The following is a 12,075-nucleotide window of genomic DNA, read 5'->3' on the forward strand; positions in this document are numbered from 1 at the left end:
AAATCAATATATTCAATAAGTTAATTAAATAAAAAAACAAAAACAGGACGTGCTTCCGCCCGTCCTGCAAGGTCATCGATTGGCAAACTTATTCTGCGGAAACAGGCACCAGCACATCCTTAACCAGCGGGTCATCGGTGGTTTTCAGCCAGCTCTGAATGCGCGGGTCGGAAAACGCCTGCTGCAATTTGACAATATTCTCCTGCGACAGATAAGGCGTCCCGATAACCAGCTGCGACGCAAAAGTCCGCGGCGCAGGCGGGAATAAGATGCCCTTATCGCGCGATACTTTCCCGGCATCAAACTGCGAGACATAGCCGATTGCCGCGTCCACCGAATTGAGCGCCCGCGGCATGGTTAACAGGTCCAGCTCTTTGAAATTAAACTGATGCGGGTTGCCGACGATATTTTTCAGCTTCGCCGTGCGCGGCTCTACCGCCGGGTCGAGCGTAATCAGGCCGATGCGCTGCAGCAGCCACAGCGCCTGTCCCTGGTTGGCGCCATCATCCGGCACCACGATCGTCGCCCCGTTCGGCAGATCCTTAACCGATTTATAGCGATCGGAGTAAATGCCAAAGGCCCACTGGAACACCGGTACCGTGGTGGAAAGCGCGAAGCCGTTGGCATCCACCACCTGCTTCAGCCACCACTGATGCTGATAGATGGTTCCCGCATATTCCCCTTGCGCCACCGCGCGATCCGCCTGCACCGGATCCTGCACCCCCACCGCCTCCAGCTTGAGGCCGTAATCCGGCGCAATATGCTGGCCGATGTACTCAATAATTCGCTGTTCACCGGCCATCGCCGGTTCATAGTGAATTTTCAGGGTGGTGCCGAACACCACCTGCTGCGACTGGGCCTGCCCTCGCCACCACCAGAAGGCGACGGCCAGCGCCACAATCACTACCAGCGCCGCCAGCCACGGCCAGCGTCGGGCCTTACGTAACTCAAACTGTTCTGTTGTCATGAAGCGATCCCCTGCGTGTGGCGAAGTTTGTTGACCAGACGGTCACCGAAAAATTGAATCAGCTGGATAGTGGCGATCAGTGCGATAATGGTGGCGATCATGATGTGATTGTCGAAGCGCTGGTAGCCGTACACCACCGCCAGATAGCCGATGCCTCCCGCGCCGATGGTGCCGGCAATGGCGGAGTATTCGATCATCGACACCAGGTTGAGCGTCACCGCCGCCACCAGCGCCGGCAGGGCTTCACTCAGCTGGGCGCTGCGGATAATCTGCCAGCGCGAGCCGCCGCAGACGATCCCCACGGCGGTGACCTCCGCCGGCAGTTCGCGCAGCGCGTTTTCCACCAGCCGGCCAAAAAATGGCACCCCGGCGGCAATCATCGGCACCACGGCGGCCGGAATGCCAATCGTCGTCCCGGTGAGCCAGAAGGTGAAAGGAATAATCGCCGCCATCAGCACCAGAAACGGCAGAGAGCGCCCCATATTCACTACCCAGTTCAACACCCGGTACAGCGCGGCATGCGGGAATAATCCGCGCGGCGAGGCATTGAATAGCACCACCCCGACCACGCCGCCGAGGGTCACCACAAACAGCATTACAATGGCCACCATCAGCCAGGTTTCGCCGTAGGCGGGCAGCAGCAGCGTATGGATCTCGCTCCAGGGGGTATCCTGGCTGATTACCGAAGGTTTCATACCGCCTCCTGTAGTTCGGGCGCGCCGTCAAGCACCTCCGCCGCGATACCGAGCTGCGCCAGCAGCGCCAGCACCCGCGCCGCCGGCAGACGCTCGCCCTGAAAGCGCACCCCCACCTGTAACCTTCCCGCCAGCCGGCCGTTGATCGTCTCAACGTGGCCGCCGAGCAGGTCGATCTGCAGCGCAAACTGCTGGCTCAGGCGGCTGATCCAGTCGGTGGCCACCGGCACATCCCAGCGATAGCTCAACCGCAACAGCAGATCGCTATGGGCCGCCACCGGAGAGAGCGGCAGCAGCTGCTGACCCAGTAGCGAATCCGGGCGCGCCAGCAGCTCTTTCACCTGACCAAACTGCACAATTGCGCCATCACGAATTTCCGCCACCGCATCCGCCGCCGCCCGTACCGCGTCCATCTCGTGGGTAATCAGCACGATCGCCAGGCGATACTCATCGCGCAGGCGTTTAAGCAAATTGAGCACCGCGGCGGTGGCCTGCGGGTCCAGCCCGGAGGTGGCCTCGTCCGCCAGCAGCACCGACGGGCGCAGCGCCAGCGCACGCGCAATACCAATCCGCTGACGCTGGCCGCCGGAAAGCTGCGCCGGCCAGGCGTCCGCCTTATGACTCAGCCCAACGCTTTCCAGCAGTTCGCCGACCCGGGCTTTAATATCGCGCTCGACCACCCCGAGGTATTCCAGCGGCAGGGCGATATTTTGCCAGGCCGTTTTACGACTGAGCAGCGCGGAGGACTGAAAAACGGTACCGATCGTGCGCCGCTCGCGACGCAGCGCCTCGCCGCTGAGCAACGACAGGTCGTTGCCGTTAACCCGGATGCTGCCGCTGTCGGGACGCTCCAGCAGGCTGATAAGGCGCGCGAGGGTCGATTTTCCCGCGCCGCTCGGCCCCACCACCGCGGTGATGGAGCGGGTCGGTACCCGCAGCGACAGCCCTTTCAGCACCTCGCTGAACCGCCCGTCTGCCGTACGATAGCGCTTATGCAGGTTGTCTATTTCGATCATGTCACCTTCTCCTCTGCCCCGACATCGATGCGGGTACCACGCCGGTATCCGGCGCCCGGATGCGGCGCCACCAGTCGCGGCCCGGCGCCAAACAATTTTTCGCGCAGGGTGCCTTCGCGATACTCCTGCTTAAAGACGCCGCGTTTTTGCAGTTCGGGAATGAGCAGCTCCACCACATCGCGGAAGGTTTCATGGGTGACGGCATACGCCAGGTTGAAACCGTCAACATCGGTCTCCTCAACCCACGATTGCAGCTCGTCGGCGACGGTTTGCGCACTGCCGACAATCAGCGGGCCGAAGCCGCCGATCCCCACCCAGTCGGCCAGCGCCTGTACCGTCCACTGACGATCGGGATCGGCGGTGGAAAAGGCTTCAACCGCCGACTGAATGGCGTTGGTATGCAGGTATTTCAGTACCTGATCCGGCTGATACTGGCCGAAGTCGATCCCGGTCCAGCCGGAGATCAGCGCCAGCGCCCCTTCATAGCTGACGTAGGATTTATACTCCTGCCATTTGGCCTGCGCCTCGCGGTCGGTTTCACCGACGATCGCCGTTTGCAGGTTGAAAATCAGAATGCTGCGCGGGTCGCGCCCGGCTTCGGCGGCGCGACGGCGAATATCCGCTACCGTCTTTTTGAGCAGCACTTTCGACGGCGCGGCGACAAACACGCACTCGGCGTGCCCGGCGGCAAACTGCTTCCCGCGGCTCGACGCCCCGGCCTGATAGAGCACCGGCGTGCGCTGCGGCGACGGTTCGCAGAGGTGGATCCCCGGCACGGTGAAGAAGTTGCCCTGGTGGTTGATCGGATGAATTTTTTGCGGATCGCTGAAGATCCCGCGCTCGCGATCGCGCAGTACCGCGCCATCTTCCCAGCTCCCTTCCAGCAGCTTATAAACCACGTCGAGATACTCATCGGCGTAGTCATAGCGCGCATCGTGATCGGTCTGCGCCTGATGGCCAATATTGCGCGCCCCGCTTTCCAGATACGAGGTGACGATGTTCCAGCCCACCCGGCCCTTGGTCAGGTGGTCAAGGGTCGAGAGACGGCGGGCAAACGGGTACGGGTGCTCAAACGACAGCGAGGCGGTCAGGCCAAAGCCAAGATGCTCCGTCACCAGCGCCATCGGGGTAATCAGCGCCAGCGGATCGTTCACCGGCACCTGCGTCGCCTGGCGAATGGCGGCATCGCCGTTGCCGTTCAGCACATCGTAGATGCCCAGCACGTCGGCAATAAACAGGCCGTCGAACTTACCGCGTTCCAGCAGACGCGCCAGGTCAACCCAGTAATCAAGGTCCTTATACTGCCACGAGCGGTCGCGCGGATGGGTCCACAGCCCCGGCGACTGGTGACCGACGCAGTTCATATCAAAAGCATTCAGGCGAATTTCACGTTGTGATGACATAGCGCTCTCCACGGTGCATTCCATCAACGGAACGCACGCTTAACACATCAAGGAATAAGGGGAATGGGGGGTTAAATCGTGGGACATCGGGCGGATTGCCCAATCCCCAGCGCCTGTAAAGCCTCAGCGGCGACGGCGGCAGCATGATCGGCAACCTGCGGCAGCCCCATCAGTTCGCCAAAATAGCCGCGAGCCGCCGGGCCAGAGATCAGCAGATTGGGTATCGCGCGCCCCTCCCGGCCAATCGCCCGGGAGTGAGCATCAACGTCCAGCCCAAGACCCAGCTTATCGGCGCGAATCAGACCGCGCCGGGCCAGTTCGCGCAGCAGCGGCTGGCTGTCGATCAGCCCGCCGTGGGCCGGGCCGGTAGTCAGAATCAGGCGATCGACCGTCAGGGCAATGCGCTCGCCCTCTCGCAAGGTCAGGGTAAGCGTCAGGGAACGAGCCTCGCTCTCCAGCGCCGTCAGCCGTGCGGCCAGCACCTTCAGGCTCCCCTCGCGCTGACGTTGCTCAATCACCTCGGCGACCTGCGGCGCAATGCGATAACGATGCACATCCCAGTAACGCCGCAGATGACGCAGGAAGCGCTGACGGTCGGCAAACGTCAGGGTCTGCCAGATGCGCTGTCCCTGCTGACGTACCGCGTCCAGCACCACCTGCCAGGGAAGCCCCTGCTCTGCCGCGCGGAGCACATCGGCGCGCACCAGCCGCAGCCGCTGACGGAGCGAGCCCTGATCGTACTCACCCGGCCAGGGCGCCGCAGCGCTGCCGGTGTTGCCCCGGGATAACAGACCGCGGCGCGAAAAGGCGGTAATCGGCCCGCGGTGGCCGAGCCGGGATAGCGTGGCGATGCAATCCGCCATCGTCAGCCCGGTTCCCATCACCGCCACCCGCGCATCCGCGGCGATCGGGGTGAGAGTGTCCGCACGCCACGGGTTGGCAATCAGCGCCGGGTGGTCGTGAAAAGGCACCGCCAGCCGCGGCAGCGCCGGCGGCGGATGACTCACCGCCAGAATCAGCAGATCGCTTTGCAGCCGACGACCGGTATCGGTGGTGATAGCGCTCTCGTCAAAATCCAGCGCCTGTTCACGCAGGTGAACCAGTCGCCCGCCGCTCGTCCGTACCGCCTCGGCAAAACGCTGGCTGACGTAGCGCCCGAACTGGCCGCGCTGGGGGTACAGCGAGCCGTCTTCACGCCGCGCCTGCGGATCGTCAGCAAAAGCAGGCTGACTACGGTACCAGCGGTCAAAAGCGCCCTCTTCCTCACCGGCCAACTGCATCCGCGAGGCGGGCACGTTGATTCGGTGGCTGGGTTCAGCGGTGGAATAGGCGACGCCCGCCCCGGGAACGGTACGCGGCTCCAGCAGCGTTACCCGTAGCCCTTCCGGCATCAGACCAAGCAGATGAATCGCCACCGCCGCGCCGCTAAAGCCGCCGCCGACGATCGTGATATGAGGTTCAGCTGGCATAGGTCACCGCCTTATAAAAGAAGAAGCGAAACATAGCGACCTCCGCTCAGCTGGCGCTGACCTGTTTTACCGGGCGCTTATCGCCGCCGATGGTTTCACCGAACGGCCCGGTATTAACGCCGCGCGCTTTTGGCTGGGCGTTGCTGGCCAGCGGCAGCAGCGGCATCACCAAATCGGCAAAGCGGTGCGCCTCTTCCAGATGCGGATAGCCGGAGAAGATAAAGTTAGTGATCCCCAGCGCCTGATATTCACGGATGCGCTCCGCCACCTGCTGCGGATTACCCACCAGTGCCGTCCCCGCCCCGCCGCGCACCAGCCCGACGCCCGCCCACAGATTTGGCGCAATACGCAGATTGTCGCGGGAGCCGTTGTGCAGGGCGCTCATCCGCGCCTGACCTGCGGAATCCATACGCGCGAAGATCTTCTGCGCCTGGGCAATGGTGTCATCATCCAGGTGGGCAATCAGCCGGTCGGCGGCGGCCCAGGCCTCCTCTTCCGTTTCACGGACAATCACATGCAGGCGAATACCGTATTGCAGGGTACGTCCGCGGGCGGCGGCGCGTTCACGGACGATAGCCAGCTTTTCCGCCACCAGCGCCGGCGGCTCCCCCCAGGTCAGATAGCTATCGATTTGCTCAGCGGCGACGTCAATGGCCTCCTCCGACGAGCCGCCAAAGTACAGCGGCGGGCCATCTTCCTGCACCGGCGGAAACAGCACTTCCGCCCCTTCGACATGAATATGCTCCCCGCGATAGTCCACCTTTTCGCCTTTTAGCAAACGGGAGTACACGTCGAGAAATTCGCGGGTCACCTGGTAGCGTTCACTGTGGTTGAGGAAGATCCCATCGCCTTTGTTCTCCACCGGATCGCCGCCGGTCACTACGTTGATCAGCAGCCGTCCCTCCGACAGACGATCGAGGGTGGCCGCCATCCGCGCCGCCAGCGTTGGCGGCTGTAGCCCGGGGCGCACCGCCACCAGATAGCGCAGGCGACGGGTCAACGGCGCCAGCGCCGACGCCACCAGCCAGGAGTCCTCGCAGCTTTTCCCGGTCGGAATCAGCACGCCGTAGTAGCCGAGGCTATCGGCGGCCAGCGCCACCTGCTGGAGATAAGGCAAATCCACCGGGCGGCCGCCTTCGGTAGTACCCAGATAACGGCCATCGCCGTGGGTGGGCAAAAACCAGAACACATTGATCTTCTCGCTCGCTTTCTGCGTCATTATCCATTTCCTATATAACCATATTCGATATTTATCGAAGAGATGTTTTAATTTGGTTATATGAGTGTTAGCGATTATCGTGCCAACGACGAGATAAAAATAAATCAAATAAAATCAATTAATTAAAAAACACAGCCGACATCCATGCTGTTGCAAATGCGTCAGCGCCTGCGTGGGCACTGACGCATTTGCAACAAACCGGCGGCGTCCCCCTCTGGTGTCTGTCGCCGGCAGAGGATAAGTTCAAGGCGTCATTTAACGGAGGTCCACCATGCTCAATCCTGAATCCCTGTCCGATACGCCCGTGCTCATCGACCCGGCGTCGAAAGCGTTTCAGAGCCTGCTGGACAAGCTGGCGCCAACGGAAGCCACCGTCCTGATCGTCGGCGAAACCGGCACCGGTAAAGAGGTGGTTGCCCGCTATCTTCATCATCACAGCACGCGTCGCCACCAGCCGTTTCTCGCCGTTAACTGCGGCGCGCTGACCGAAAGCCTGGCGGAAGCTGAACTCTTCGGCCATGAAAAAGGCGCCTTTACCGGCGCGGTGCAGAGCCACCCCGGCTGGTTTGAAGCCGCCGAGGGCGGGACCCTGCTGCTCGATGAGATCGGCGAACTGAGCCTGCCGCTGCAGGTCAAGCTGCTGCGCGTGCTGCAGGAGCGGGAAATTACCCGCGTCGGTTCGCGCAAGGCCATCAAAGTGAATGTGCGGGTCATCGCCGCCACCCATGTCGACTTAGCCCAGGCAATCCGCGAACGCCGCTTCCGCGAAGACCTCTATTACCGTTTGAATATCGCCATCGTGCCGCTGCCGCCGCTGCGCCAGCGCCGCCAGGATATTCCTCAGCTGGCCAATCACTTTTTAACGCTGTATGCCCGCCGGCTGGGTCGTCCGACCCGCCGCCTGGCGCCGGAAACGCTGGCGAGACTGATGGACTATCCGTGGCCCGGCAATATTCGCGAACTGGAAAATACGTTACATAACGCGGTTCTGCTCAGCAAAGAGGAGGAGATTACGCCCGCGCAGCTGCGGCTGAGCACGTTGCACGATACGCCGGCGACAGCCACGGATAATGAACTGGATAGCTTTATCTATCAGCAAATTAACCAACCAGGCGAGGCGCTGTGGGAGCGCATCACCGGGGCGCTGATCCGCGGAGCGATGGCCCACTGCGATGACAATCAAAGCCAGGCGGCGGCGCTGCTGGGCATCAGTCGCCATACTTTACGCACACAGCTGGCCAACATTGGACTGATTAAAAGCCGTCGGCGGGTAGAAACCACGCCGCGCCCGCTGTCCGGCACCGTTTCCGCCGACCGCGAGCTACGTATTGGCTATCAGCGTTTTGGCAACCTGGGCATTTTAAAGGCCCGACAGAGCCTGGAAAGCGCCTTCGCCCATCTCGGCGTCAGCGTGCTGTGGAGCGAATTCCCGGCCGGGCCACAGCTGCTGCACGCCCTCGCCTGCCACGAAATCGATTTTGGCACCACCGGCGAAGCGCCGCCGGTCTTTGCCCAGTCCGCGAACAGCGAACTGGTGTACGTGGCGTGGGAACCGCCCGCGCCGCAGAGCGTAGCGATGGTTGTCCCGCAACATAGCGCGATCCGCACGATTGCCGACTTGCGCGGAAAACGTATTGCGTTGAACAAAGGGTCAAACGTGCACTGGCTGCTGCTGCAGATTCTCGAGGAGGCGGGGCTGGGCTTAAATGACGTCAGGATTGTCTACACCCCGCCCAAATACCCGCTGACCGCCAGCGACTATCTGGCGGTGGATGCCTGGATGATGTGGGATCCGCTGTTAAGCGACGCCGAACACACCGGGGAGTTACGGGTGGTGGCCAACGGCGAAGGTCGGGTGCAAAACCATCAGTTCTACCTGTCGCGCCGCGACTACGTAACGCGTCACGGCGATATCATGCAACGCCTGCTGCACGAGCTGACGCAAACCGGACAGTTTATCGATCGACGGCGGGATGAAGCCGCCGGACTGCTGGCGGCGGAGCTGGGGATTAACGTCGCATCGCTCTCGCTGGCGTTGGCCCGCCGCAGCCATCGCCCGCGGATGATGGATCTCAAAGTGATCCGCGCGCAGCAAACCATTGCCGACCGTTTTTATGCGCTGGGCCTGATCGGCAAGCCGGTTTCGGTCCGCGAAGCGGTCTGGTACGGCGAGGCCACCAACAGCGAACCGGGCCTGCTGCTGCACGCTGATTAAGCCTCTTTGCGGCGCATCTTCCTGAATGCCCCCGTGCCGATAGCCTCTCCGCCACGGCAATGATACCCTTAAGGTTCTGTGAATAAGGGCCGGTTTCGACAGGCTCGCCTGGAGGTATCTGTGGCCGTTCATCTGTTAATTGTCGACGCACTCAATCTGATCCGCCGTATTCATGCGGTGCAGGGATCCCCCTGCGTTGACACCTGCCTGCACGCGCTGGAGCAGCTCATCGTTCATAGCCAGCCAACCCATGCAGTGGCGGTTTTTGATGACGAAGATCGCGCACACGGCTGGCGACACCAGCGCCTGCCGGAATACAAAGCCGGACGCGCGCCCATGCCGGAAACCCTCGAAGCCGAAATGCCCGCCCTGCGCGCGGCCTTTGAGCAGCGCGGGATCCGCTGCTGGGCTTTAGCAGGCAACGAAGCGGATGACCTCGCCGCCACGCTGGCAATCAAAGTCGCCCATGCCGGACATCAGGCGACGATCGTCTCTACCGATAAAGGCTATTGCCAGCTGCTGTCGCCGACGATTCTGATCCGCGACTACTTTCAGAAACGCTGGCTGGATGCCCCTTTCATCGCCAAAGAGTTTGGCGTCACGCCGGAGCAGCTGCCTGATTACTGGGGGCTGGCGGGGATCAGCAGTTCTAAAGTCCCGGGCGTGGCGGGGATTGGCCCAAAGAGCGCGGCACAGCTGTTAACGGAGTATCAGGATCTGGAGGGCATCTATGCTCAGCTGGCGAAGGTGCCTGAAAAATGGCGCAAAAAACTGGAAGAGCATAAAGAGATGGCCTTTACCTGCCGCGAGATAGCCCGCCTGCAGACCGATTTACAGCTCGACGGCAACTTACAGCAGCTGCGGCTGGCCCCCCAGGCATAAACAAACTGACAGGGCGATGCCGGCATCGCCCTGTGCAGTGACCGCCTGAGGCACTACCACGCGGTGTGATAGAGGGTAATAATCTCCTCCAGGCTGGCCTCCCGTGGATTCCCCCCGGTACAGACATCAGCAAAAGCCGCCTGCGCCAGCGCCGGAATATCCTCTTTACGGACCCCGACGTCACGCAGATGCGGGGGAATACCGACATCGCGGTTAAGACGGAAGACGGCATCAACGGCGGACTGGCGCGCCTGCTCCAGACTCACGCCATCCACCTTCTCCCCCATCGCGCGAGCGATATCGCGGAACTTCTCGCCGCTGAAGTCGGCGTTGTAGCGCATCACGTGGGGTAACAAAATGGCATTCGCCACGCCGTGCGGCGTGTTGTAAAACGCCCCTAAAGGATGCGCCATACCGTGCACCAGCCCCAGCCCGACGTTGGAAAATCCCATGCCGGCAATGTACTGCCCCAGCGCCATCGCTTCCCCTGCCTGACTATCGCCGGCTACCGAATCTCGCAGCGCGCCGGCAATCACCTCAATGGCTTTAATATGTAGCGCATCGGTCAGCGCCCATGCCGCCCGCGTGATATAGCCTTCAATCGCATGGGTCAACGCATCCACGCCGGTCGCGGCTTTTAACGCCGGCGGCATACCGTCCATCATATCGGCATCGATAAAGGCCACCTGAGGGATATCATGCGGATCGACGCAGACGAATTTACGCCGCTGCGCTTCATCGGTTATCACATAGTTAATGGTCACTTCCGCCGCGGTTCCTGCGGTGGTCGGAATGGCCATGATCGGTACCCCCGGATTGCGGGTCGGCGATAGCCCTTCCAGGCTACGCACGTCGGCAAACTCCGGGTTAGCGTGGATAATGCCGATCGCCTTGCAGGTATCCTGCGGCGAACCACCGCCAATCGCAATCAGGTAGTCGGCGCCGCTGCGTTGAAACACCCCGAGCCCCTCCTGCACCACGGCAATCGTCGGATTAGGGATCGCGCCGGAAAACATCTCCCAGGCCAGGCCCGCGTCATCCATCCTGCGCGTCACCTTGTCGACCACGCCGCACTGCGCCAGATTCTTATCCGTGACTATCAGCGCTTTGTGATACCCCCGACGAATCACTTCATCGGCTAACGCCGCCACCGCTCCCCGGCCGAACCATGCCGTCTCGTTTAAAATCATTCTGTTCGCCATCGTCGCCTCCCGCTCGCTTTGCGAATCACTCTTCGATACGTAACCCGTAGGTTTTGAATTTTTCCAGTACGATGGCAATGGCCTCGTCGTCCAGCACCGGAACAGGATCGACGATCGCCAGGGTACTGAGATAGAGCTGCGCCAGAACCTCGACCTCATGCGCCAGCCACAGCGCTTTTTCCAGATTCTCTTCGCAGGCAATCAGGCCATGGTGCTGCAGCAGCGTCGCTTTGCGGTTTTTTAACGCCACGGCGACAAACTCTGACAGCTCGCGGGTCCCAAAGGTGGCGTATGGCGCACAGGGAATGGAGTTCCCCCCGGCAGCAGCAATCATGTAGTGGATCGCCGGGATCGGGCGATTGAGGATCGATACCGCCGTGCAGTGCACCGCGTGATTATGCACCACGGCCTGTGCATCGGGCCGGGTCTGGTAGGCGGCCATATGAAAACGCCACTCGCTCGACGGCAGTTTCCCCTGCTCGTGCTGACCGTTGGCATCGATCCACACGATGTGAGATTCAGTAAGTTTTTCATAAGGAATACCCGTCGGCGTAATCAGCATTCCCCCGTCATAACGCACGCTTACGTTCCCGGCGGTGCCCTGATTCAGCCCCAGCCGGGTCATTTCCAGGCAGGTATCAATAATCTGCCGCGCCAGTCTGTTCCGTTCCATTTATTTACCTCTCTCAGCAATTCAACCCCGGGCCAACAGAACCGCTTTCGCGTTGCTTTCCGGCCGTGTTGAGTCAGTTTTATATTTACTGGCTATCATCATATTGAATAATCAGAAGGGAATTTACATTCGCGTATTCTGTGACCGCCATCAATTAATTACCCTGGTTTAATCAGGTCGCAATCTTTTTCCGTCGTGAAAAATGCCCGTAATTATTTTTCTTGCTCTAAACGGGCAATTTAGCTTGTCATTTAACAACTGACCGTTTTCACCACAATAAATTAAATCGGGCAACGTCGCTGTGGCTTTTAAATTAATTTCACTCAAACGGTCA

At 60.9% G+C, this 12,075-nt stretch carries 10 protein-coding genes; 2 read left to right on the forward strand and 8 right to left on the reverse strand.

Annotated elements, in window-relative coordinates:
* Positions 1–88: 88 nt before the first annotated feature.
* From ROR01S_RS04945 to ssuD, 6 genes are all read right to left on the reverse strand, one after another.
* Positions 89–967 (reverse strand): MetQ/NlpA family ABC transporter substrate-binding protein, encoded by an 879-nt coding sequence (locus ROR01S_RS04945; RefSeq protein WP_004867012.1) that lies wholly within the window; start codon positions 965–967, stop codon positions 89–91.
* Positions 964–1,662, reverse strand: coding sequence for a methionine ABC transporter permease (locus ROR01S_RS04950; RefSeq protein ID WP_004867013.1), 699 nt, complete (start codon positions 1,660–1,662; stop codon positions 964–966). Before ROR01S_RS04950 ends, ROR01S_RS04945 begins: the two co-directional genes overlap by 4 nt.
* Positions 1,659–2,678, reverse strand: a complete 1,020-nt coding sequence (locus ROR01S_RS04955; RefSeq protein WP_004867014.1) for a methionine ABC transporter ATP-binding protein — start codon at positions 2,676–2,678, stop codon at positions 1,659–1,661. The genes ROR01S_RS04950 and ROR01S_RS04955 overlap by 4 nt, the downstream gene beginning before the upstream one ends.
* Positions 2,675–4,081, reverse strand: coding sequence for an LLM class flavin-dependent oxidoreductase (locus ROR01S_RS04960; protein WP_004867015.1), 1,407 nt, complete (start codon positions 4,079–4,081; stop codon positions 2,675–2,677). Before ROR01S_RS04960 ends, ROR01S_RS04955 begins: the two co-directional genes overlap by 4 nt.
* 71 nt (positions 4,082–4,152) lie before the next feature.
* Positions 4,153–5,550 carry an FAD/NAD(P)-binding protein gene (locus ROR01S_RS04965; protein WP_015585852.1) on the reverse strand — a complete coding sequence of 466 codons (1,398 nt, stop codon included), beginning with the start codon at positions 5,548–5,550 and terminating at the stop codon, positions 4,153–4,155.
* Positions 5,551–5,596: 46 nt separating this feature from the next.
* Positions 5,597–6,769 carry an FMNH2-dependent alkanesulfonate monooxygenase gene (gene ssuD, locus ROR01S_RS04970; protein ID WP_004867017.1) on the reverse strand — a complete coding sequence of 391 codons (1,173 nt, stop codon included), beginning with the start codon at positions 6,767–6,769 and terminating at the stop codon, positions 5,597–5,599.
* 271 nt (positions 6,770–7,040) lie between these two features.
* On the opposite strand from ssuD, the gene ROR01S_RS04975 reads away from it, so the two are divergent.
* Together ROR01S_RS04975 and xni are read left to right on the forward strand one after the other, a co-directional pair.
* A complete protein-coding gene (locus tag ROR01S_RS04975) occupies positions 7,041–8,984 on the forward strand; it encodes a sigma-54-dependent Fis family transcriptional regulator (RefSeq protein ID WP_004867018.1) in 1,944 nt (647 codons plus the stop codon).
* 120 nt (positions 8,985–9,104) lie between these two features.
* Positions 9,105–9,866 carry a flap endonuclease Xni gene (xni, locus tag ROR01S_RS04980; protein ID WP_032690927.1) on the forward strand — a complete coding sequence of 254 codons (762 nt, stop codon included), beginning with the start codon at positions 9,105–9,107 and terminating at the stop codon, positions 9,864–9,866.
* Between the two features lie 53 nt (positions 9,867–9,919).
* Here xni and fucO read toward each other — a convergent pair whose 3' ends face one another.
* Positions 9,920–11,068, reverse strand: coding sequence for a lactaldehyde reductase (gene fucO / locus ROR01S_RS04985; protein WP_015585851.1), 1,149 nt, complete (start codon positions 11,066–11,068; stop codon positions 9,920–9,922).
* 25 nt (positions 11,069–11,093) lie between these two features.
* Positions 11,094–11,741, reverse strand: coding sequence for an L-fuculose-phosphate aldolase (gene fucA / locus ROR01S_RS04990; RefSeq protein WP_004867024.1), 648 nt, complete (start codon positions 11,739–11,741; stop codon positions 11,094–11,096).
* Between the last annotated feature and the right edge of the window lie 334 nt (positions 11,742–12,075).

It is taken from the genome of Klebsiella ornithinolytica NBRC 105727 = ATCC 31898 (assembly GCF_001598295.1).
Taxonomy (GTDB): domain Bacteria; phylum Pseudomonadota; class Gammaproteobacteria; order Enterobacterales; family Enterobacteriaceae; genus Klebsiella; species Klebsiella ornithinolytica.